Source organism: Phaeovibrio sulfidiphilus (genome assembly GCF_014861485.1).
GTDB lineage: Bacteria > Pseudomonadota > Alphaproteobacteria > Rhodospirillales > Rhodospirillaceae > Phaeovibrio > Phaeovibrio sulfidiphilus.
Genome location: NZ_JACZHT010000001.1, coordinates 408,658 through 431,467, shown reverse-complemented (window position 1 = coordinate 431,467; position 22,810 = coordinate 408,658). Strand labels below are relative to the sequence as shown.

Annotated in this window: 16 protein-coding genes; 14 read left to right on the top strand and 2 right to left on the bottom strand. The window is 67.0% G+C overall.

Going from position 1 to position 22,810, the window contains the following annotated elements:
- Positions 1 to 58: 58 nt before the first annotated feature.
- Both dnaG and IHV25_RS01800 read right to left on the bottom strand, forming a co-directional pair.
- On the bottom strand, positions 59 to 1,999 hold the full coding sequence (gene dnaG, locus IHV25_RS01805) for a DNA primase (RefSeq protein ID WP_192533252.1): 1,941 nt from the start codon (positions 1,997 to 1,999) through the stop codon (positions 59 to 61).
- A 72-nt stretch (positions 2,000 to 2,071) separates the two neighbouring features.
- The gene (locus IHV25_RS01800; RefSeq protein WP_192533251.1) at positions 2,072 to 2,527 is read right to left on the bottom strand and encodes a GatB/YqeY domain-containing protein; all 456 of its coding nucleotides are present in this window, start codon (positions 2,525 to 2,527) and stop codon (positions 2,072 to 2,074) included.
- Positions 2,528 to 2,864: 337 nt separating this feature from the next.
- Between IHV25_RS01800 and carA the strand changes: the two genes are divergently transcribed.
- The 14 genes from carA (at position 2,865) to irrA (ending at position 21,014) form a co-directional block, all read left to right on the top strand.
- Positions 2,865 to 4,064, top strand: a complete 1,200-nt coding sequence (gene carA, locus IHV25_RS01795) for a glutamine-hydrolyzing carbamoyl-phosphate synthase small subunit (protein ID WP_192533250.1) — start codon at positions 2,865 to 2,867, stop codon at positions 4,062 to 4,064.
- Between the two features lie 74 nt (positions 4,065 to 4,138).
- A complete protein-coding gene (gene carB, locus IHV25_RS01790; protein ID WP_192533249.1) occupies positions 4,139 to 7,387 on the top strand; it encodes a carbamoyl-phosphate synthase large subunit in 3,249 nt (1,082 codons plus the stop codon).
- Between the two features lie 152 nt (positions 7,388 to 7,539).
- Positions 7,540 to 8,013 (top strand): transcription elongation factor GreA, encoded by a 474-nt coding sequence (gene greA, locus IHV25_RS01785; protein ID WP_192533248.1) that lies wholly within the window; start codon positions 7,540 to 7,542, stop codon positions 8,011 to 8,013.
- A 254-nt stretch (positions 8,014 to 8,267) separates the two neighbouring features.
- Positions 8,268 to 8,942 carry a ribosome maturation factor RimP gene (gene rimP, locus IHV25_RS01780; RefSeq protein ID WP_192533247.1) on the top strand — a complete coding sequence of 225 codons (675 nt, stop codon included), beginning with the start codon at positions 8,268 to 8,270 and terminating at the stop codon, positions 8,940 to 8,942.
- Between the two features lie 44 nt (positions 8,943 to 8,986).
- Complete coding sequence (gene nusA, locus IHV25_RS01775; RefSeq protein WP_192533246.1) at positions 8,987 to 10,570, top strand: transcription termination factor NusA; 1,584 nt, start codon at positions 8,987 to 8,989, stop codon at positions 10,568 to 10,570.
- A gap of 23 nt (positions 10,571 to 10,593) precedes the next feature.
- Complete coding sequence (locus tag IHV25_RS01770; RefSeq protein ID WP_192533245.1) at positions 10,594 to 11,328, top strand: RNA-binding protein; 735 nt, start codon at positions 10,594 to 10,596, stop codon at positions 11,326 to 11,328.
- 169 nt (positions 11,329 to 11,497) lie between these two features.
- Entirely contained in the window at positions 11,498 to 14,062 is a 2,565-nt protein-coding gene (gene infB, locus IHV25_RS01765) for a translation initiation factor IF-2 (RefSeq protein ID WP_192533244.1), read from the top strand.
- Between the two features lie 112 nt (positions 14,063 to 14,174).
- Positions 14,175 to 14,597, top strand: coding sequence for a GFA family protein (locus IHV25_RS01760; RefSeq protein ID WP_192533243.1), 423 nt, complete (start codon positions 14,175 to 14,177; stop codon positions 14,595 to 14,597).
- A gap of 39 nt (positions 14,598 to 14,636) precedes the next feature.
- Positions 14,637 to 15,125: a 30S ribosome-binding factor RbfA gene (gene rbfA / locus IHV25_RS01755; protein ID WP_192533242.1), complete on the top strand. Its 489-nt coding sequence runs from the start codon at positions 14,637 to 14,639 to the stop codon at positions 15,123 to 15,125.
- Complete coding sequence (gene truB, locus IHV25_RS01750) at positions 15,122 to 16,045, top strand: tRNA pseudouridine(55) synthase TruB (RefSeq protein WP_192533241.1); 924 nt, start codon at positions 15,122 to 15,124, stop codon at positions 16,043 to 16,045. Before rbfA ends, truB begins: the two co-directional genes overlap by 4 nt.
- Positions 16,046 to 16,089: 44 nt before the next feature.
- Positions 16,090 to 16,359: a 30S ribosomal protein S15 gene (gene rpsO, locus IHV25_RS01745; RefSeq protein WP_192533240.1), complete on the top strand. Its 270-nt coding sequence runs from the start codon at positions 16,090 to 16,092 to the stop codon at positions 16,357 to 16,359.
- 329 nt (positions 16,360 to 16,688) lie between these two features.
- Positions 16,689 to 18,830, top strand: a complete 2,142-nt coding sequence (gene pnp / locus IHV25_RS01740; protein ID WP_192533239.1) for a polyribonucleotide nucleotidyltransferase — start codon at positions 16,689 to 16,691, stop codon at positions 18,828 to 18,830.
- Between the two features lie 238 nt (positions 18,831 to 19,068).
- Positions 19,069 to 20,466, top strand: coding sequence for a nitronate monooxygenase family protein (locus IHV25_RS01735; RefSeq protein WP_192533238.1), 1,398 nt, complete (start codon positions 19,069 to 19,071; stop codon positions 20,464 to 20,466).
- 128 nt (positions 20,467 to 20,594) lie between these two features.
- On the top strand, positions 20,595 to 21,014 hold the full coding sequence (gene irrA / locus IHV25_RS01730) for an iron response transcriptional regulator IrrA (protein WP_192533237.1): 420 nt from the start codon (positions 20,595 to 20,597) through the stop codon (positions 21,012 to 21,014).
- Positions 21,015 to 22,810 lie beyond the last annotated feature (1,796 nt).

Below are 22,810 nucleotides of genomic sequence, written 5' to 3'. Positions count from 1 at the left end.
CCGGGGGGCGTGCCGTGAGTTCATCAAGCGGGGATTTCCGGTACAGTCTTTATCCGGATCAGGGGGTGCTGGACCCCGATGTCCGGTTTCCGGGCGAGCCTCCCGGGTCTTTCGGGCTTACGGCAGGGTCGGAGGCCTTGACGGTCATAAGACGGTCAAGGGTTTCGGGAGACCAGTCTTTCTTAACTCTCTCCATCTCGATCCGAACATCCTCAAAGAGCGCGTCACGGCCGTGCATTTCATAAATGTCGTCCCAAAAGGCGCGCAGGGCCTGGCAGTGATACACATCGCTTCCTCCGGCTTCCGTGCCATCGCCCGGCGTTTCGCCAGACGCGTCAGCCCGCGGGCCCGTGGGGCCGCAGGCATCGGAAAACCGCGCGAGTTCCGGAGCAGTCGCCGCCATAACGGCCGTGACCTGTCCGTCCAGTCCTACATGGCTGAGATGGTCACGAAGCGCCCGGGTGTCAAGCAGAGTCTGCGAGGACAGGTGAATAAGGACTGCCCGTCGAAGTTTGTCAAGGCCCGGATTTCGAAAGGTGAGGGAACCGAGGCGCTCGCCCACGTGGTCGACCAGCGAGGGGGCGCGCAGAAGCAGCCCGATCAGCAGGCTTTCCCGCACGGTCGAGGCCGAGCGCAGCGGGGGCAGGGGCAGGGAGGGCACCGGCGGGGCCGGGCGGCCCGGAGCCCGTCCCGGACCGGGGCGCGGCGGCGCGGAGCGCTGGCGTTCCTGGCGCGTGGCCTCGAAGAACCGGGATCTCAGGTCCGAGCGGAAGTGGCCCCGCACGATGGTGTTCTCGATGCGGGCGCACAGCACGTCGATATCATTTTCCAGGCTGGCCCGATCCTCGGCCCGGGCGAGCTGGCGGCCACGGGCCAGGGTCTCCCAGGCCATGGCCGACGACGACAGGGCTCCCTCAAGGAGCCGTCCCAGCCGCTCCGCCCCGTCCGGGAGCCGGGACAGGTCGTCCGGGTCCATGCCGGGGGGCAGGAGGGCGAATCGCAGGTACTGGTCCGGGGCCAGAAGCGGCAGGGCGTTGTCCAGGGCTTTTCCGGCCGCCCGCTGTCCGGCGGTGTCGCCGTCGAAGCACAAGACGGGCTCGGGGCCGCTGCGCCAGAGCAGCTCCATCTGGCCCGTGGTCAGGGCGGTGCCCAGGGGCGCCACCGCCCAGGGGAAGCCCGCCCGGGCGAAGGCGATCACGTCCATGTAGCCCTCGGCCACGATGAGGGTTCCGCTGGTGCGGGCCGCCTCCCGGGCCGTGGCCAGGTTGTAGAGCATCCGGCCCTTCTGGAACCACTCGGTCTCGGGCGAGTTCAGGTACTTGGGCCCCGAATCCCCGAGGGCGCGTCCGCCGAAGGCCACCGGCCGCCCCGCGTTGTCCGTGATGGGAAAAATCACCCGGTCGCGGAAGATGTCATAGGTGCGGCCCCGCTCGCCCTCCCTGGGGCGGCCCGCCAGGCCCAGGTCGACAAGGAAGGGTTCCTCGACCCCCTGGCCGGTGAGGAATGCCTTGAGCGCGCCCCCCGGCGGGGCGTAGCCCAGGCGGAACTGCCGGATGGTGTCGTCGTCCAGGCCCCGGTTGTGCAGGTACTCGAGGGCGGCGCGGCCCTCGGGCATGCGCAGGCTGCGCTCGAAGAAGACGCAGGCGGTTTCCAGCACCTCCCGGGCGGAGGCCCGCTTGCGGGCGCTCTCCCGCTCCCTGGGGGTGGCCTTGGGCACCTCCATGCCGGCCTCGTGGGCCAGGCGCTCGACGGCCTCGGGAAAGGACACGCCGCCGATCTGCATCTCGAACGAGAAGATGTCGCCGTGGGCCCCGCAGCCGAAGCAGTGGTAGTACCCCTTGTCGTCGTCCACCTTGAACGAGGGGCTCTTCTCGTTGTGGAACGGGCACAGGCCCATGTAGTCCCGGCCCTTGCGCACAAGCGCCACGCGGCGGCCCACCACCTTGGACAGGGGCAGGCGCGCGCGCAGTTCATCGCGGAAGGAGTCGGGAATGGACATGGGGAGGCCCGGGCGTGTCAGGGGGTGGCGTGTCAGGGAGGCGGCGTGTCAGGGAGGCGGCGTGTCAGGGGGTCAGGACAGGCGGGCCTTGACGAGCCCGGAGGCCTTGCCGAAGTCCATGCGTCCGGCGAAGCGCTCCTTCAGGCTGGCCATGACCCGGCCCATGTCCTTGAGGCCGGTGGCACCGATCTCGTCAATGACGGCGCTGATGCCCGCCTCGACCTCGGCCGGGCTCATCTGCGCGGGGAGGAAGCGCTCGATGACGCGGATCTCGTTTTGCTCCTGCTCGGCAAGCTCCAGACGCCCGCCCTGCTCGTAAAGCGTGATCGAATCTCTGCGCTGCTTGACCATGGACTGGAGAAGGGACAAGATCTCCTCGTCCGTGATGCCGTCCGGCCGCCCGTCCGTGCGGGCCTGGATGTCCCTGTCCTTGACGGCCGCCAGAATCAGGCGGATCGTGGACAGTGCGCACTGGCTCTTCTGGCGCATGGCATCGTTCATGGCGTCTTTAAGGGTCTCTCTCAGCATGAGGACGGGCTCCGCAGTTGGTTTTTTGTGGGGCAGGGCGGGTGAAAAAGGAACCATCCTACACGGACGCGTCCCGGAAGGAAAGGCCCGGCGGGGGTCGGTTCGGGGCCGTCGCCCGCACCTGTGTACGCCTGGACGGCGCGGCAGGTTTTTTTCGCGCTCCGCTCGCGGACTTTTTGCCGTAATGTCTTGAAGTGAAATAGTTTTTATGTTTTTGTCCAGGGTTGACTTCCCGCCCCCGATGCCCTAGATAAACACCGCCGCCAAGCGACCTTTTGTCGCCTTGGGGCTTTTTTGTGCGAGCGCGCCTTGTCCTCGCAACGCTGGAGACCCGCAGATGACAGATCACACGTCCAACGACACCGACCCCCGCTCGGAGGGGCCGGACCGTTTCCCCCGCCCGCCCGGTGCCACGGCTGTTCTCGCCCTCGAGGACGGGACTTTGGTCTGGGGACGGGGAGCTGGGGCTTCGGGAGAGGTCGTTGGCGAGGTCTGTTTCAACACCGCCATGAGCGGCTGTCAGGAAATCCTGACGGACCCGTCCTATCACAGCCAGATCCTCACCTTCTGTTTCCCCCACGCGGGAGGCACCGGCGCGAACCCCGAGGACATGGAGGCGGACGTTCCCGCCGTCCGTGGCGCGGTGTTCCGTGCGGCCCTGACCACGCCCTCCAACTGGCGGGCCACGGTGTCCCTGAATGACTGGCTGGTCTCCCGCGGCATTGTCGCCCTGTGCGGCGTTGACACCCGGGCCCTGACCGCGCGCATCCGCACCAAGGGGGCCCTGTGCGGTGTCCTGGCCCACAATCCCGACGGCGTCTTCGACCCGGATGCCCTGTTTGCCCGGGCCCGGTCCTGGTCCGGCCTTGCGGGCCTGGATCTGGCCAGCGCGGTGTCCACCCGCGAGTCCTACACCTGGGACCAGACCCTGTGGTCCTGGAAGGACGGCGGTTACGGGCGTCTTGAGTCCCCGCGTCACCACGTGGTGGTCGTGGACTACGGTGTGAAGCGCAACATGCTGCGCAGCCTGGCGTCCCTGGGGTGCCGGGTGACGGTGGTTCCCTGCACGACCCCGGCGGCGGACATCCTGGCCCTCAATCCGGACGGCATTGTCCTGTCCAGCGGCCCGGGCGATCCCGCGGCGACGGCGGTCCATGCGGCTCCGGTGATCCGCGAGCTTCTGGCCTCGGGCAAGCCCCTGATGGGCGTGTGCCTCGGGCACCAGCTTCTGGCCCTGGCCCTTGGCGCGAAGACCGTCAAGATGGAGCTCGGTCACCGCGGTGCGAACCACCCGGTCAAGGATCTGACCACGGGCCGTGTCGAGATCACGTCCATGAACCACGGCTTTGTTGTGGACCGCGCCACGCTCCCGGCGGGCGTGGTGGAAACCCACACCTCGCTCTTCGACGGCGTCCTTGAGGGGCTGGCGGTCGAGGGCAAGCCCGTGTTCTCGGTCCAGTACCATCCGGAGGCCTCCCCCGGGCCCGGAGACAGCCACCACCTGTTCCGCCGTTTTGCGGATCTGCTGGCGGCCTGACGCCCCGCTCCCTTTCGCCCTGCCCCGGTTTCCCGCTCCCCTGCGCGACCCTTGCTCCCTCCGGAGAGACTCCCATGCCCAAACGCACGGACATAAAAAGCATTCTGATTATCGGCGCCGGCCCCATCGTCATCGGCCAGGCGTGCGAGTTCGACTATTCGGGCGCGCAGGCGTGCAAGGCCCTCCGCGAGGAAGGCTACCGGGTCATCCTGGTGAACTCCAACCCGGCCACCATCATGACCGATCCGGACATGGCGGACGCCACCTACATCGAGCCCATCACCCCCGAGGTGGTGGAGCGGATCATCGAGCGCGAGCGCCCCGACGCGCTCCTGCCCACCATGGGCGGTCAGACGGCGCTGAACACCGCCATGGCCCTGGCCGAGCGCGGCACCCTCGAGAAGTACGGCGTCGAGATGATCGCCGCCAAGAAGGACGTGATCGCCAAGGCCGAGGACCGGCAGCTGTTCCGTGACGCCATGCAGAAGATCGGTCTGGAGTGCCCGCGCTCGGCGCTGGTGCACTCGATCGAGGAAGGCCAGACCGCCCTCGAGGAGATCGGCCTGCCGGTGATTATCCGCCCCTCGTTCACCCTGGGCGGGCAGGGCGGCGGCATTGCCTACAACCGGGCCGAATACGAGGAGATCGTCAAGAGCGGTCTCGACGCCTCGCCGGTTCACCAGATCCTGGTCGAGGAAAGCGTCCTGGGCTGGAAGGAATTCGAGATGGAGGTGATCCGCGACCGCGCGGACAACTGCATCATCGTGTGCTCCATCGAGAACGTCGATCCCATGGGCGTGCACACGGGGGACTCCATCACCGTCGCCCCGGCCCTGACCATGACCGACAAAGAGTACCAGATCATGCGCGACGCCTCGTTTGCGGTGCTGCGCGAGATCGGCGTGGATACGGGCGGCTCCAACGTCCAGTTCGCGGTCAACCCGAAGGACGGGCGCCTGGTGGTCATCGAGATGAACCCGCGCGTGTCCCGGTCGTCGGCGCTGGCCTCCAAGGCCACGGGCTTCCCGATTGCCAAGATCGCGGCCAAGCTGGCGGTGGGCTACACCCTGGACGAGCTCAAGAACGACATCACCGGCGTGACCCCGGCCTCGTTCGAGCCGGTCATTGACTACGTGGTCACCAAGATCCCCCGCTTCACCTTCGAGAAGTTCCCGGACGCTGAGGCGCTTCTGAACTCCTCCATGAAGTCGGTGGGCGAGGCCATGGCCATCGGCCGCACCTTCCAGGAGAGCCTCCAGAAGGCCCTGCGCTCCATGGACACCGGGCTCTCGGGCCTGGACGAGATCGACGTCCCCGGCTCCACCGGCCCCGACGGCAAGAACATCCTGCGCGCGGCCCTGTCCCGCCAGTGCCCGGACCGCCTGCGCCTGATCGCCCAGGCCTTCCGCCAGGGCCTGACCATTCCAGAGGTCGCGGCGGTCAGCCACTTCGACCCCTGGTTCCTGGAGCAGATCAAGGAAATCGTGGACGAGGAGGCCAACCTCCGGGCCAACGGGCTCCCGGGCGACGCCATGGAGATGCTGCGCCTCAAGAAGATGGGCTTCTCGGACGAGCGCCTGTCCCGCCTGACCGGAAAGACCCTCAAGGAGGTCTCGTTCCGCCGCCAGGTGCTGAACGTTCACCCGGTCTACAAGCGCATCGACACCTGCGCCGCCGAGTTCGCCTCGCGCACGCCCTACCTGTATTCCTGCTACGAGGGCGACGGCCTGAACCCCGCCGAGTGCGAGGCCGACGTGTCCTCCCGCAAGAAGGTCATGATCCTGGGCGGCGGGCCGAACCGCATCGGCCAGGGCATCGAGTTCGACTACTGCTGTGTCCACGCGGCCTACGCCCTGTCGGCGGCGGGCTACGAGACCATCATGGTCAACTGCAACCCGGAGACCGTCTCCACCGACTACGACACCTCGGACCGCCTCTATTTCGAGCCGCTGACCCCCGAGGACGTGATCGAGCTGGCCCGCACCGAAATGAAGAAGGGCACCCTGCTGGGCTGTATCGTCCAGTACGGCGGGCAGACGCCCCTCAAGCTGGCTCCGTACCTGGAGCAGGCGGGCATCCCCGTCCTGGGCACCTCGCCCGACGCCATTGACCTGGCCGAGGACCGCAAGCGCTTCCAGGCGCTGGTGCACGAGCTTGGCCTTCTCCAGCCGCCCAACGGCACGGCCCTGAACCTGGACGAGGCCCGCGAGGTTGCCCGGCAGATCGGCTATCCGGTGGTGCTCCGGCCCTCGAACGTGCTGGGCGGTCGCGCCATGCAGATCGTCCACGACGAGGAGCAGCTTGAGCTGTTCATGGCCGACGCCATGCAGGCCTCGGGCGACCAGCCGGTTCTGATCGACTACTACCTGGCCGGCGCCGTCGAGATCGACGTGGACGCCATCTCCGACGGCGAGACCACCTGCGTTGCGGGCATCATGCGCCACATCGAGGAGGCCGGCATCCACTCGGGTGACTCGGCGTGCTCGCTGCCGCCGCAGGATCTGGAGCCCGCCGTGGTGGACGAGCTCGTCCGCCAGACCGAGTCCCTGGCCCGCGCCCTGAAGGTCCGTGGCCTGATGAACGTCCAGTACGCCATCAAGGACGGCGCCATTTTCCTGCTGGAGGTCAACCCGCGCGCCAGCCGCACGGTGCCCTTCGTGGCCAAGGCCACCGGCGTTCCCGCCGCCAGCATCGCCGCCCGGGTCATGGCGGGCGAGTCCCTTGCCTCGTTCAATCTGGGCAAGCCCGAGGTCTCGCACGTCTGTGTCAAGGAGGCGGTCTTCCCCTTCGTCCGCTTCCCGGGCGTGGACGCCATCCTGGGCCCCGAGATGAAATCCACCGGCGAGGTCATGGGCATCGACCGCTCGTTTGCCCTCGCCTACGCCAAGTCCCAGCTGGGTGCGGGCGTCAAGCTGCCGTCCACGGGCACGGCGTTCCTGTCCGTGCGTGACGCGGACAAGGCCGCTCTCATTCCGGTGGCCCGCAGCCTGACCGAGATGGGCTTCGCGCTGATGGCAACCCACGGCACCGCGTCCTGCCTCAAGGAGGCCGGTCTCGAGGTCCGCTCGGTGAACAAGGTTCTTGAGGGACGCCCCCACTGCGTGGACGCCATGAAGAGCGGCGAAATCGATCTGGTGGTGAACACGACGGACGGTGTACAGTCCCGCAAGGACAGCTTTGACATCCGTCGCACGGCCCTGATCCGCAATATCCCGTACTACACGACGATTGCGGGTTCTGCTGCGGTGGTCCAGGCCATCGCGGGTCTCCGGGAGGGGCGCCTTGGAGTAGCGCCGCTTCAGGACTACTTCCCGAAAAAGTAAGACCGGCCCGCGCCTGCGGCCTGCAGGCGCTCCGGACTGATACGGTTACCCTTCGGGCAAAGCGCCCTGTCTTCGGGCAGGCGTTTTGCCTTTGGCACATCCAGCCGCAGGCCGTCCGGGAGACGGACCGGGTTACATACAGGTGAGGACTTATGGAAAAGGTTCCCATGACAGCGGCCGGGTTCCGCACTCTCGAGGACGAGCTGAGAACTCTCAAGCTGGAGGAGCGTCCGGCGGTGATCGCAGCGATCTCCGAGGCCCGCGAGCATGGTGATCTCTCGGAGAACGCCGAGTATCATGCCGCGCGCGAGCGCCAGAGTTTCATTGAGGGCCGGATCAAGGAGCTGGAGGACGTTATCTCCCGCGCCGAGGTGATCGACATTTCCAAGTTCAGCGGCTCGATGGTGCGCTTCGGCGCGATCGTCACGCTGGCGGACGACGAGACCGACGAGGAGGCCACCTATCAGATCGTCGGCCCCTACGAGGCGGACCTGAAGGCGGGCCGCATTTCGCTCGCCTCCCCCATCGCGCGGGCCGTGATCGGCCGCTCGGTTGGCGAATCCGTCGAGGTGAACGCGCCCGGCGGCGCCCGGACCTACGAGATCGTCGAGGTCCGTTTCGCCTGACCGGTCCGGCTCCCCCGGGGGCCGAGCCTGCGCCGGTTTTCCGGCTCCCGCGCCGGCCGGGGACTCGAATTTCCTTGTGTCCCCGGCGGAAAGCGCCTATAAACGCGCAACACATCTTCAAAGAGCACGCGGTGCCGGAAGGTGGGCCGGAAGGCCCGCCTTTTTTGTTGCATGAATTCCTTGCCCGACGCGCGGGGGATGACACACCAATCCGGTCCGGGGTGCCGTACTTTTCAGGAGTCCCCGCTATCGTGATGGGTCATCTCGACAAACTGCTCGCGCCGACGCTGGAGTATCTCGGATACGACATCGTTCGCGTCTCGCTCCAGGGCGCGGGCCGGACCACCCTCCAGGTGATGGCCGAGCGCCAGGACGGCGCCCCCATGACCGTCGCCGACTGCGAGACCATCTCCCGGTCCCTGTCCGCCCTGCTGGACGTGGAGGATCCCATTCCCGGAACCTATGACCTCGAGGTCAGCTCCCCCGGCCTCGACCGTCCGCTGGTCCGCCGCCGCGACTACGAGCGCTTCGCCGGTCGCGAGGCCCGGATCGAGACCGACCGCCTGATCAACGGCCAGCGGCGCTTCCGCGGCGTGATCGAGGGAATCGACGAGGCCGACATGGTCGCCATCCGGGTGCCCGACGCGCCCGAGGACCAGGATCCCGTCCGCCTTGTTCCCTTCGGGGCCATCATCAAGGCCAAGCTCCTGATGACCGACGCCCTGATTGAGGAAGCCCTGAGGGCCTCCAAGCAGGCGGCCGCGGACGCGGGCGACGTGGAGGGCGGCGAGATCGAGTTCGACGAGCTCGAGCTCGAGGACGGCGACTGCGACGACACTGAGTTCGGGGATACGGACCCCGATGCGACGGACGAGGACGGCGACGGCGATAACGATAACGACGCCACCACCCCCGCCCCCGGACGCTGAACCGGCAACGAACACCAGAAACGACGACAGGCAGGATAGAGAGCATGGAACGAACCGTTGGGATGAGCCGCCCGGAACTGATTCAGGTTGCCGACACGGTGGCCCGCGACAAGGGCATTGACCGGGAAGAGGTCTTCGACGCCATGGAGCAGGCGATCCAGAAGGCCGGCCGCTCGAAGTACGGCTACGAGCACGACATCCGTGCCCGTATCGACCGGAAGTCCGGTGAAATCCGCCTGGCCCGCTACCTCGAGGTGGTGGACGAGGTCGAGGACGAGCTGACCCAGGTCACCGTCGCCCAGGCGCGTCGCAAGAACCCCGAGGCCGAGGTCGGCGACTACCTGGTGGACCCCCTTCCCCCCATTGATTTCGGCCGCATCGCTGCCCAGACCGCCAAGCAGGTCATCGTCCAGAAGGTGCGCGACGCCGAGCGCGAGCGTCAGTACAACGAGTTCCGCGACCGTCTTGGCGAGATCGCCAACGGCCTGGTCAAGCGGGTCGAGTTCGGCAACGTCATTGTGGATCTGGGCCGGGCCGAGGCCCTGCTGCGCCGCGACGAGGTCATCCCCCGCGAGGCGTTCCGTGTGGGCGACCGGGTCCGGGCCTACATCGCCGACGTCCGCCAGGAAACCCGCGGCCCGCAGATTTTCCTGTCCCGCACCCACGAGCAGTTCATGGCCCGCCTGTTTGCCCAGGAGGTGCCGGAAATCTATGACGGCATCATCGAGATCAAGGGCGTGGCCCGTGACCCGGGCTCCCGGGCGAAGATGGCCGTGTTCTCGAACGACCACGCCATTGATCCTGTGGGCGCCTGCGTGGGTATGCGCGGCTCCCGTGTCCAGGCGGTGGTGGCCGAGCTCCAGGGCGAGAAGATTGACATCATCCAGTGGTCCCAGGACCCCGCCACCTTTGTGGTGAACGCGCTCGCCCCCGCCGAGGTGACCAAGGTCATCCTGGACGAGGAGAAGCACCGCATGGAAATCGTGGTGCCGGACGACCAGCTCTCGCTGGCCATCGGGCGCCGCGGCCAGAACGTGCGCCTTGCCTACAAGCTGACCGGCTGGGATATCGACATCCTGACCGAGGCCACCGAGAGCGAGCGCCGTCAGGAGGAGGTCCGTGCCCGGACCCGCGCCTTCATCGAGGCTCTGGATGTGGACGACGTGATTGCCCATCTTCTGGTTACGGAAGGCTTCTACGACGTCGAGGACGTGGCGTTCGTCGACCTGGCCGAGCTGACCCAGATCGAGGGCTTTGACGACGACGTCGCCGCCGAGCTCCAGAACCGGGCCCGGTCCTTCGTCGAGGAGCGCAACGCCCGCGACGAGTCGCGCCGGGTTGCCCTGGGCGTGAGCGATGACCTGGCCCGCGTCAGCGGCCTGGGCGGCGCCTCCCTGGTGGCTCTGGGTGAGCGGGGTGTTCTCACCCTCGACGACCTGGGTGACCTTGCCTCCGACGAGCTGTGCGAGATCGTGCCCTCCCTGAGCGAGAGCGAGGCCTCGGAAATCATCATGGCCGCCCGCGCCCACTGGTTCGACGGCGAGGACACGGCCGGTGACAGCGACGCCGGGAACGACGACGCGCAGACCGGCAGCGACGACGCTGGCGACTCCCGAACTGACGACTGAGAAACCGGAGCAAAGATCTGACCGTGCCGCCCATTGATAGCCCGCTTCCCGCGGGCCCCGCTGAAGACTCCGGGGAGCCGGATCTTTCGACTCCGGAACCGGATGGCCCCTCACGCCGCTGTATCCTGTCCCGGTCGGTGCGTCCGAAAGAGGCAATGCTGCGCTTTGTTGTGTCTCCGGACCGTGTGGTGACCCCGGATGTGGACGGGCGGCTGCCCGGTCGGGGATTCTGGTTGTCTCCCGCGCCGGATGTGATAGAAACGGCGCGAAGAAAAGGCGTGTTTCCAAAGGCTGCGCGCTGTTCGCTCACGGTGCCCGAGGATCTGGCAGAGCGGGTTGACGCCCTTCTCGAGGAGCGTTGCCTGCGTCTGGTGGGTCTCGCGCGCAAGGCGGGACAGGCGGTCGTCGGCTACGAGAAGGTGCGCGGTGTGCTCCAGAAGGGCGGCGCCGCATTCGTGATCGAGGCCTTCGATGCGGCGGAAAACGCGCGAAAGAAACTGAATGCGGCCCAATTCGGCGTTCCGGTGTTCCGGCCGCTGGACCGGGAGGCCCTCGCACGGGCCTTCGCACGCGACAACGCGGTTCACGCTGCGGTCATGCCGGGCGGCCTTGCCTCTGGCCTGGCAATCGATCTGGAACGCCTTTCCCGCATGCGGGGTCGCATTTCTCCTGAAAATGCGCTAGAAAAGGCGGTGTCGGATCTCCGGCGTCCCGGGGTGCGTGTGCCAAGGCCCGGACGGCGGGAGGCGGAAACGTAAGTCCGGCGAGAACGGGCCTGCAGCCGGTGCTGTGCGCAGGAGCCCGGGGTGAAGCCGGCGAGCAGACCGGGGCAACCCGTTTCGAACCAGTTGGCCGGGCTGTTCCCGGAGTTGTATAGAGTACCGGCCGGTTATTCCGGTGACAGATACAGTGAACAAGGCAAGTCGCATGACGAATGACAAGGACCGCAAAGCCCCGCTCTCGCTCTCGTCCAGGGGGACGCTCGAGCGGTCTGGTGGGCAGAAGAACCAGGTCCGCCAGACTCTCGGACAAGGGCAGTCCCGCAACGTGACCGTTGAGAGCAAGACGCCCGCGCGCCGTCGCCGCGCCGCCAAGCCTGACGGAAACGGTGACTCCGGGTCCATGCAGGCCCAGGCGGCCCGCAAGTCCGCTCCCCGAAAGGACGGCGGCCTGACGGTGACCGAGCAGGAGACCCGTCTTCGCGTGCTGGAGGAGGCGGCCCGCCGCCGCACCGAGGAGCTTGCCCGCAAGGAGGAGGAGGCCCGCGCGGCCGCCCGTCTCCAGGCCGAGCAGGAGGAGAACGCCCGCCGTGCCGCCGAGGAGGAGGCCCGCAACGCGCGTCTGGCCGCCGAGGCCGCCGCTGCCGCTCCGCCGGCTCCGGAACCCGTTGTGGATGCCGCCCCCGAGGCCCGGGTCACGCCCGAGCCCGAGGTTGCCGTTCCCGGACCGGGAGCGACCCGCGTTCCCCCGCCCGTTCCCGGCGCCCGCGCCGCGGCCGACGAGGACGAGGACGACGTCCGTCCCAAGAAGACCATTGGCCGGGGTGCCCCCTCGCCGAAGGCTCCGGCCGCCACGAAGCGTGTCGAGCCCAAGCGTCGCGGCAAGCTGACCATTTCGGCCGCCCTGTCGGGCGAGGAGCTCGCCGAGCGGGCCCGCTCCATGGCCGCCGTCCGGCGCGCCAAGCAGAAGGAGCGCCGCAAGCTCGAGGGTGAGCAGCAGGCCCAGGAGCGCGTCACCCGTGACGTGACCATCCCCGAGGCCATCACGGTTCAGGAACTCGCCAACCGCATGGCGGAGCGCAGTGCCAACGTGATCAAGTGCCTGATGAAAATGGGCGTGATGGCCACGATCAACCAGATCATCGATGCCGACACCGCCGAGCTGGTGGTCGCCGAGTTCGGTCACACCGCGCACCGGGTCTCGGACGCGGACGTGGAGCTGGGCCTGGTGGACAAGACCCCGGATCCGGAAGAGTCCCTGCGCCCCCGTCCCCCGGTGGTGACCATCATGGGCCACGTGGACCACGGCAAGACCTCCATGCTGGACGCCCTGCGCTCGACCAACGTGGTCAGCGGCGAGGCGGGCGGCATCACCCAGCATATCGGTGCCTACCAGGTCACCAGCCCCTCGGGCCAGAAGATCACCTTCATCGACACCCCGGGTCACGCGGCGTTCACCGCCATGCGCGCCCGCGGCGCCTCGGTGACGGACATCGTGGTCCTGGTGGTGGCGGCCAACGACGGCATCATGCCCCAGACGGTGGAGGCCATCCGCCACGCCAAGGCGGCGAATGTGCCCATCGTCGTGGCCATCAACAAGGTCGACCTTCCGGAGGCCAACCCCCAGAAGGTGATCCAGGGCCTGCTTCAGCACGAGATCGTGACCGAGGAGATGGGCGGCGACGTCCAGACCGTCGAGGTCTCGGCCAAGAAGCGCATCAACCTCGAGGGACTCGAGGAGGCCATCCTTCTCCAGGCCGAGATCCTGGACCTGAAGGCCAACCCGGACCACAGCGCCGAGGGCGTCGTGATCGAGGCCAAGATGGAAAAGGGCCGCGGCTCGGTGGCCACGGTTCTGGTGCAGCGCGGAACCCTGAAGGTCGGCGACATCTTTGTCGCGGGCTGCGAGTGGGGTCGTGTTCGCGCCCTGGTCGACGAGAACGGCCGCCGCGTCCACAAGGCAACCCCGGCCATGCCGGTCGAGGTTCTGGGCTTCCAGGGCACGCCGGCGGCGGGTGACGACTTCGTGGTGGTTGAGGACGAGAACCGGGCCCGTGAGGTCTCCGAGTACCGTCGCCGCAAGGAGCGCGAGGCCCAGCAGGTCCGCTCGGCGCGCTCGACCATGGAGCAGATGTTCGAGAAGATCCAGGCCGGCGAGGCCAGGGAACTGCCGGTGGTCATCAAGGCCGACGTGCAGGGCTCGGTGGAGGCTCTCTCGGGCACCCTCGAGAAGATCGGCAACGACGACGTCAAGGTCCGGGTGCTGCACGCGGCGGTGGGCGGAATCAACGAATCCGACATCACCCTTGCCAAGGCCTCCGGCGCCATCGTGGTGGCGTTCAACGTCCGCGCCAACCCCCTCGCCCGGGAAATGGCCCGGCGCGACAACATCGAAATCCGCTACCACTCGATCATTTACTCGGCGGCGGACGAGATCAAGGCCATGCTCACGGGCATGCTGGAGCCGACCTACAAGGAAGCCTTCATCGGCTACGCCGAGATCCGCGAGGTCTTCAGCGTCTCCCGCGTGGGCAAGGTCGCCGGCTGTATGGTCACCGAGGGCATCGTCAAGCGCGGCGCCAAGGTCCGCCTGCTGCGCGACAACGTGGTGATCCACGAGGGCAACCTGGGGCAGCTGCGGCGCTTCAAGGATGACGTGCGCGAGGTCCGCGAGGGCTACGAGTGCGGTATCTCGCTGGAGAACTACAACGACATCCAGAAGGGTGACATGATCGAGTGCTTCGAGATGGAGGAAATCGCGGCCACGCTCTAGGCGCGGCCCACGGTTTTCCCCTGTCCGTCTCTCCGGGCGCCGGCGGTTTTCGCCGGTCTCCGGAGAAAGCCTCCGGCCGGCTCTGTCCGGCCGGCCGCATCCGGAGAGACCCATGACCGATTGCGTCCAGTGCTCGGGGCGATGCCTCTGTGGAGCGGTGTCCTTTACCGCGGGCGCGGTCCGGCCCCGGGTGGCCGCCTGCCATTGCACCGTATGCCGGACCTGGTCGGGTGGACCCTTCCTGGCCCTGGATGCGGGCCCGGACGTCACCTTCGACGGAACCGGCTCCGTGGCGGTCTATCCGTCTTCCGAGCACGGCGAGCGCGGCTTCTGCCGGGTTTGCGGCACCCACCTGTTCTACCGCACCACCGAGAGCCCGGCCGGATACATCCTTCCTGCCGGTCTTGTGGACCGCGGGCAGGACTTCGTGTTCACCACCCAGCTTTTCATCGACCGGAAGCCCGGTTACTACGATTTCGCGAACGAGACCCGGCGTCTGACCGAAGCCGAGGTCTTCGCGGTTTATGAATCCTGATCCCCTGCGGGATCCGTTCTGAGAAAGAGTTTCCAGCCAATGACCCAGTCCAGCAGAAGCGGCCGGGCTCCGTCCCAGCGCCAGTTGCGCGTTGGCGAGGAGATCCGTCACGTCCTTGCCCAGGTGTTCGAGCGGGGCGAGGTGCACGAGCCCGTCCTGACCGATCCCCCCATTTCTGTGACCGAGGTCCGGATCTCTCCGGACCTTCGCAACGCCACGGCCTTCGTCATGCGCCTTGGCGGCGGTGACATGCGCGAGGTTCTGCGGGCCCTGCGCATCACGCGCCCCTATCTGCGCAAGCGGATTGGCGAGCGCCTGCGCCTGCGGGTCGTTCCGGACCTGAGCTTCGAGGAGGATCATTCCTTCGACGAGGCCAGCCAGATCGATGCGATCTTGCGCTCCCCCCACGTGGCCCGTGACCTGGGCGCGGCGGCGGCCCGGGCGGACGATGCCGATGCGGATATGCCCGACGTCCTCGACGCCCCGGACGCCCCTCGCGACCCGGAGACCGGAGACGGTTCCCGGTGAGCCGGCGGCGCAAGGGACTGCCGGTCAGTGGCTGGCTCAATGTGGACAAGCCCCTGGGAATGAGCAGCGCACACGTCGTGGCGGTGGCCCGGCGCGTGCTGAACGCCGCCAAGGTGGGGCACGGGGGGACTCTGGATCCGTTTGCCTCGGGCGTTCTGCCCCTGGCCTTCGGCGAGGCTACCAAGACCGTGCCCTGGGTGATGGACGGCGAGAAGACCTACGCCTTCACGGTCCGCTGGGGCGAGGCCCGGGACACGGACGACCAGGAGGGCGTGGTGGTGGCCACCAGCGACGTCCGGCCGGACGTCGCAGCGATCGAGGCGGTGCTGCCCCGGTTCGTGGGGGATATCGTGCAGGTTCCGCCTGCCTATTCGGCGGTGAAGGTGGACGGCCGGCGGGCCTATGACCTGGCGCGGGCGGATGTGGAGGTGTCCCTGAAGCCGCGCACCGTGCGGGTCCACGCGTTCGAGCTTGTGGACATTCCCGGCCCGGACGAGGCCTCGTTCCACGTTGTGGCGGGGAAGGGCACCTATGTGCGCTCGCTCGCGCGGGATCTGGCGGCGGCTCTGGGAACCTGCGGCTACGTGTCGGCCCTGCGACGACTCTCGTGCGGGCCTTTTCGCGCTGCGGATGCGATTCCGCTGGATATTCTGCGGACTCTGGAGCAAGATACTGCCGCCTTGCGTCTTCTTCCGGTCGAGGCCGCTCTGGACGACATCCCGGTCGTGCCTTTGACAGAGGAAGAAGCGCGTCGCCTGTCCCAGGGACAGGCCCTGAGCCTCATGTCGATACAGGATCGATCCGGGGGGGAGCCGCTTTCCGAAGGGGAAACGGTCCAAGCCCTCCTTGATGGCCGTATTGTGGCTCTTGCACAGGTGTCGCGCGGGGCGCTTCGTTCCCTGCGCGGGTTTGTATCCTAGCACGCCGGCTGTCCGGCGGGCCAACCCCTACTGGAGTCTACACGATGTCGATTACCCCCGAGCACAAGCAGGAGGTCATCCGGGAATTCGCACAGAAGGACGGCGACACCGGTTCGCCCGAAGTCCAGGTTGCGATCCTGACCAACCGCATCAGCTCCCTGACCGAGCACCTCAAGACCCACAAGAAGGACAACCACTCCCGTCGTGGCCTTCTGATCATGGTCGGCAAGCGTCGTCGCCTTCTGGACTACCTGAAGCGCAAGGACGCGAAGCGCTACGCGGAACTGATTGCTCGACTTGGCCTGCGCAGGTAGGCCGCACAAGCCGGGCCGGGGCTGGCTCCGGTCCGGTTTTCTTTTTCCCGACGGCGCCGGTTTTCCCCCGGGCGCCGTTCGTGCCACCGACGACAAGGCTGGCACCGGGCCGCTGACAGGAACGGGAGACCTCTCCCGCGTCGCGTCCCCACACTCCGGGTCGGCCGTGCGCTTCCGCTGAAGCCTGCGGCCTCCCAAGGCTCCGGTGGTCCGAAGGATGGACCCCGCCCGCACACCACTCCGTGCGCAGTCCCGATGGACGGGACCGCAGGACCGGCGGGCGGCGCAATCCGGCGACGGGGCTCTCTACGTCAGGAAAGAAATAACGCATGTCCATGTTTAATGTGTTCCGTAAAGAAATCGAATGGGGCGGACGTACACTGGTTCTGGAGACCGGCCGCGTGGCGCGCCAGGCGGACGGGGCGGTGATGGCCTCTCTGGGCGACACCACGGTGCTGTGCACCGTCGTGGGGGCGAAGAAGCCCTCCGCTTTCGATTTTTTCCCGCTTACGGTCAACTATCAGGAAAAGGCCTTCGCGGCCGGCAAGATCCCCGGCGGCTTCTTCAAGCGCGAGGGACGCCCGAGCGAGAAGGAGACCCTGGTCTCCCGCCTGATTGACCGTCCCATCCGTCCGCTGTTTGTCGACGGATACCGGAACGAGACCCAGGTCATCTGCACCGTGCTGTGCCATGACCTGGAGAATGATCCCGCGATCGTGAGCATGATCGGCGCCTCGGCGGCGCTGACCCTCTCCGGTCTGCCGTTCCTCGGCCCTGTCGCGGCGGCCTCGGTCGGCTACATCGACGGCGAGTTCGTGCTGAACCCGCCGGTGGACCGCCTCTCCGAGTCCCGCCTGGACCTGGTGGTGGCCGGAACCCGTGAGGGCGTCCTCATGGTGGAGTCCGAGGCCCACGAGCTGTCCGAGGAGCAGATGCTCGAGGCCGTGATGTTCGGTCACAACGCCTACCAGGCCGTGATCGATGCCATCATCGAGCTGGCCGAGCAGTGCGCCCGCGAGCCCCGTCCGGTCGAGCCCCCGTCCCCCGAGGCGGCGGTTGTGGCCCAGCGCGTCCGCGAGCTGGCCGAGGCCGACCTGCGCGTCGCCTACGCCGAGCCCCGCAAGGCCCTCCGTCAGGAGAAGGTCTCGGCGGTGCAGGACCGCGTGTTCGAGGCCTTCGCCGGCGACGATGCCGGCCTGGCGTTCGTTCCGGCGGCCTTCAAGGAGCTGGAGAAGGACGTGGTCCGGGGCAACATCCTGGATACGGGCCTTCGCATCGACGGCCGTGACACCCGCACCGTGCGCCCCATCGAGGCCGCGGCCGGCATTCTGCCCCGGGCCCATGGCTCGGCCCTGTTCACCCGTGGCGAGACCCAGGCCCTTGCGGTCGCGACCCTCGGCACCGGCCAGGACGAGCAGATTGTCGACGCTCTCGAGGGCGAGTACCGCGAGCGCTTCATGCTGCACTACAACTTCCCGCCGTACTCGGTGGGTGAGACGGGTCGCATGGGCTCTCCGGGGCGCCGGGAAATCGGCCACGGCAAGCTGGCATGGCGCGCCATCCGCCCCATGCTGCCGACCAAGGAAGAGTTCCCGTACACCATCCGTATCGTGTCCGAGATCACCGAGTCCAACGGCTCGTCGTCCATGGCCACGGTGTGCGGCTCCTCCCTCGCCCTGATGGACGCGGGTGTGCCGCTCAAGGCTCCGGTGGCGGGTATCGCCATGGGCCTGATCAAGGAAGGCGACCGCTTTGCCGTGCTGTCCGACATTCTGGGTGACGAGGATCACCTGGGTGACATGGACTTCAAGGTGGCGGGCACCGACCGGGGCATCACCAGCCTTCAGATGGATATCAAGATCACGTCCATCACCAAGGAGATCATGGAGATCGCCCTCGCCCAGGCGAAGGACGGCCGCAACCACATTCTCGGCGAGATGGCCAAGGGCCTGGGTGACGTCCGCGAGGAGCTCTCGGACTTTGCTCCGCGCATGACCACCATCAAGGTTCCGCCGCAGAAGGTCCGCGAGGTCATCGGCTCCGGCGGCAAGGTGATCCGCGAGATTACCGAGGTCACCGGCACCAAGATCGACATCGCCGACGACGGTACCATCACCATTGCCTCGTCGGACGGCGTTGCCTCCCAGCGGGCGGTGGACTGGATCCGCGGCATCGTGGCCGAGCCCGAGGTCGGTGTGATCTACACCGGCAAGGTCGTGAAGGTCATGGACTTCGGCGCCTTCGTGAACTTCCTCGGAACCCGTGACGGCCTGGTGCACATCTCCGAGCTGTCCCCGGAGCGCGTCAAGAAGGTCACCGACGTGGTCAACGTGGGCGACTCGGTCAAGGTCAAGTGCGTTGGCTTCGATGATCGCGGCAAGGTTAAGTTGTCCATGAAGACCATCGATCAGGCCACGGGCGAGGATCTGGGTGCCGCAGCCGCGGAAACCGGGGCTCCGACCGAAGGTTAAGAAAATTAAAGGAGGGGCCGGACTCGTTGTGATCTTTCGCAATCCGGCCCCAACCCTTTGATTGGCTCAGATTTGATGCAGTGCAAAACAGCTTAAATCTCGAGATCAACCTGTTGATGCAGTGCAAAAAAACGACAGCCCGGGCCTTGCCCGGGCTTTCTGTTTCCGGTACACAACTGCCGGGGGGCCGAAACCGCCCGTCGGTGCAGTAAACTCACGTCAACCCGGAGTATGGCTTGTGAAACGTATTAACCCGATCATGATTTCCGGCAAGGAGGTTCTCCCCCTTGTTGAGGGCGGCAAGGGGCTGAACGTTTCCACCGGCCGCACCTCCGGTGCCTGGGCGGCGGCCGGGGCGGTGGGGACCGTCAGCGCCGTCAACGCGGACTCGTGCGACGAGATCGGCGCGCCGATCCCCGAGGTCTACCACGGCAAGACCCGCCGGGAGCGCCAGGCCGAGATGATCGCCTACGGCATCCGCGGCGGCATCAGCCAGGTGCAGATTGCCCACGAGGTCGCCGCCGGCGAGGGGCGCATCCACATCAACGTGCTTTGGGAGATGGGCGGGGCCGAGGCCGTGCTGGAAGGGGTGCTTGAGGGCACGCCGGGTCTCGTCCATGGCATCACCTGCGGCGCGGGCATGCCCTACAAGGTGTCCGAGATCGCGGCCCGCCACAATGTGTACTACTACCCCATCGTGTCGTCGGACCGGGCGTTCCGGGCGCTCTGGCGCCGGTCCTACAGCAAGACCGCCTCCCTCCTGGGCGGCGTGGTCTACGAGGATCCCTGGAGAGCCGGCGGACACAACGGCCTGTCCAACACCGACAACCCGCTTGAGCCCCAGAACCCCATGCCCCGCGTCCTGGCCCTGCGCCGGACCATGCGGGAGCTCGGCACCCCCGAGGTTCCCATCGTCATGGCGGGCGGCGTCTGGTACCTGCGGGAGTGGGCCGACTGGATCGACAACCCGGATCTGGGCCCCATCGCGTTCCAGTTTGGCACCCGGCCGCTTCTGGTGGAGGAAAGCCCCGTCGCCAGCACCTGGCGGCCCCGGCTGATGAGCCTGAAGCCCGAGGATATCTATCTCCACCGTTTCAGCCCCACCGGCTTCTACAGCTCGGCGGTCAAGAACCGGTACCTGAAGGATCTGGTCGCCCGCTCCGAGCGGCAGGTGCCCTTTTCCCTGGAGCCCGATTCGGAGCGGACCACGGCCTTTTCCGTGGGCTCGGCCGACCGGGAGCTGTATCTGACCCCCGAGGACATGGACAAGGTGCGCTGGTGGGTCTCGGAAGGCCATACGGAGGCCATGCGCACGCCGGATGACACCCTGGTGTTCGTCACCCCCGAGACCGCTGCGACCATCCGCCAGGACCAGCGCGACTGCATGGGCTGCCTGTCCCACTGCATGTTCTCCAACTGGGCGCAGAACGAGAAGGGCACCACCGGGCACCGTCCGGACCCCCGCTCCTTCTGTATCCAGAAGACGCTGCGCCTCATCGCCCACGGCGGCTCCATCGAGGACAACCTGATGTTCGCCGGGCACGCGGCCTTCCGTTTTGCGGGTGACCCGGCCTACGCAAACGGGCGAGTCCCCACCATGAAGGAACTGGTTGAGCAGATCCTTGCCGGAGACTGATAAACCTGCTATGTGCTAGCCTCCGGCAACACCATGATTTTTCATCTTATGTAAGAGTAGTTCTTGACTCCTGAGCCGATTCACGCGATTGTTGAATCGGTGAAGTGTTTTTCAACGGGGAACGTGTCATGAACCACTATCGACCTTATCGGCCGCTTCTTGAGAAGTTGCGTCACGCGGGTCTGCGCCCAACCCGCCAGAGGCTGGCTCTCGCCCGTCTCATGTTTGAAGGTGACGGCCACCGTCACGTGACGGCTGAAGTCCTGCACAGCGAGGCGATGGCATCGAACGTGCCCGTGTCGCTGGCCACGGTCTACAACACCCTCCACCAGTTCACCGATGGCGGGCTGCTGCGCGAGGTGATTGTGGATTCGGGCCGGTCCTATTTCGACACCAACACGGCCGACCACCATCACTTCTTCTTCGAGGAAACCGGCACGCTGATCGACATCCCGGCGTCGGATGTCTCGATTGCCCAGATTCCGGAAATTCCGGCCGGGGCGGAGGTCCGCTCCATGGATCTGATCATTCGACTCGCGGCTGCCTGAGCGTCCTGCGACGTCTGACGGTCCGGTCGCTTGCGCCGGATGAGGTGTCCATGTCCACGCCTGAAACAGGCGCGTTCCCGGAATGAAGGGGGCGCGCCTCTTCTTTTGCCCGCATGGCTCCCGGCGCGCGGACGGCAGAGTCGTGCTGTAACGGGGCTCCGGTGGCGCGGACGGCCGGGTTGCCACGCAACGGCGGAGCTGGTGGCACGGGGCTGGCAGAGCCGCCCCCGTAACACGGTGCTTCTGTCAGCGCGGGGACAGCCGGGCCGCGCCGTACGTGCCGTAACACGGTGGTTCTGCTGGCGCGTGGATGGCTGAGCCGTTCTGCCGCCGCGGTTTCGTTGGTCGGCGGGCGGATTCGCTCCCGGCATCAGGGGCATCCCCGGCTGCCGGCTCAGGCTCCCGGAAGACGACTCCTGTCCAGGGGGGGCGTGTGACAGCCTTCGTTCAGGGTCGGCATCCCGTCCGTGCCCGGGCCGGCCCTCCTGACGGGGCGCTGTCTGTACGGATGATCCGCTGTTCTGCCGCCGAGGGGCTTCTTTCACCCCCTGTTTCCGGTGCCGCAGGCTCGTGCGCGGGGCACAGTCCTTCGCATCCGGTCCGGATCAGAGCCGGCATCCCGTCCCTGAGCGAGTCGGGCCTCCTGACCCGGCGGCGTCTGCGCAGACGATCCGGCCGTCTTCCCGGCGGTGTTCGGGTGTGTGTCGCCACCTGTGTGGCGGTGCCGCTGTCCTGCCCTTCGGGGGCTCTCCTTGCCGTCGGTTTCTGTCCTTCCCTGGTGCCTGCGCCCCTCGGGTTTGCCTGCGGGGCTCGCGCCGGGGCGCGTCGGGCATGAAAAAGTGCCCCATCCGGAATCCCGGACAGGGTCAGCACTGCGGTCGGGCCCCCTGGGGACAGGGGGCCCGTTGTCGCACGCAGGACAGAGCCGGAGAAAGGGGAACGTTAAACCCCGGCCTTTTCCTGCCAGTACGGCTGGCTCTGTTCATCTGCGGGCGGCTTTGGTGAAGTGTGTAGCCCTACGTCTGTCATGAGCCGAAGGGGATATTATCATAATTAAAACCAAATGACATATAAAAGTTTCGCCTCGATAGATAGAGGGATTCAAAAGTGCGTCGCGGTTGTCTCCCGGATCGAGCCTTTTCGGAGGCATTTTTGCGACAATTTCCAACTTATTCAAAGGTAATTCCCCCGGACTGGGGTGCGGGGCGGGCATTTTGGGGCGGGTGGTGGCGGGCGTCGGCATTTCGGAGTCAAAATGTGTATGCGGGTCGTGTTTTGAGCGCGGGGTATATGTCCGAAAGGTCATGGCTATACCACGTGTGGCGCGCGGATTCGCACGCTTCGGACGGGTCGGGCGCTCCCGGTGGGCAGGGCAGGGGGCTGTACGGGCAGCCGTCCGGGTGTCTCCACAGGGATTGATGGGTCTGTGACGCCCCGGGGGGCACTGCATTCCCTTGTCCGGCTCCGTGCCTGACGCGGCTGCGACTGGTGGGGCTGTGACGCACCGGGGGGCAGCCACCGCGGCCCTTATCCGGCTTCGTGCCTGACGTGGCTGCGCTGCATCGCCGGGATGGGCCCCCCGTTGTGAGCGTCGCACCCCGCGTCCCGGTCCAGTCGAGCGCTCATCCGGCAGTCCGGTCTCTCCTCTCCTCTCCTCTCCTCTCCTCTCCTCTCCTCTCCTTTGTCCCTGTCCCTGTCCCTGTCTCACGTGCGCCCGTTCCCCGCTGTCGGGGCCTTCCGGTCGCGGCGCCGGTCCTCCCCTCGCCGCCGGGGCACGTCCTGCTTACGAGGATTTC

Coding starts and splice junctions, on each gene's coding strand:
- dnaG (WP_192533252.1), bottom strand. CDS start 1,999: ATGTCCATTCCCGACTCCTTCCGCGATGAACTGCGCGCGCGCCTGCCC.
- IHV25_RS01800 (WP_192533251.1), bottom strand. CDS start 2,527: ATGCTGAGAGAGACCCTTAAAGACGCCATGAACGATGCCATGCGCCAG.
- carA (WP_192533250.1), top strand. CDS start 2,865: ATGACAGATCACACGTCCAACGACACCGACCCCCGCTCGGAGGGGCCG.
- carB (WP_192533249.1), top strand. CDS start 4,139: ATGCCCAAACGCACGGACATAAAAAGCATTCTGATTATCGGCGCCGGC.
- greA (WP_192533248.1), top strand. CDS start 7,540: ATGGAAAAGGTTCCCATGACAGCGGCCGGGTTCCGCACTCTCGAGGAC.
- rimP (WP_192533247.1), top strand. CDS start 8,268: ATGGGTCATCTCGACAAACTGCTCGCGCCGACGCTGGAGTATCTCGGA.
- nusA (WP_192533246.1), top strand. CDS start 8,987: ATGGAACGAACCGTTGGGATGAGCCGCCCGGAACTGATTCAGGTTGCC.
- infB (WP_192533244.1), top strand. CDS start 11,498: ATGACGAATGACAAGGACCGCAAAGCCCCGCTCTCGCTCTCGTCCAGG.
- IHV25_RS01760 (WP_192533243.1), top strand. CDS start 14,175: ATGACCGATTGCGTCCAGTGCTCGGGGCGATGCCTCTGTGGAGCGGTG.
- rbfA (WP_192533242.1), top strand. CDS start 14,637: ATGACCCAGTCCAGCAGAAGCGGCCGGGCTCCGTCCCAGCGCCAGTTG.
- rpsO (WP_192533240.1), top strand. CDS start 16,090: ATGTCGATTACCCCCGAGCACAAGCAGGAGGTCATCCGGGAATTCGCA.
- pnp (WP_192533239.1), top strand. CDS start 16,689: ATGTCCATGTTTAATGTGTTCCGTAAAGAAATCGAATGGGGCGGACGT.
- irrA (WP_192533237.1), top strand. CDS start 20,595: ATGAACCACTATCGACCTTATCGGCCGCTTCTTGAGAAGTTGCGTCAC.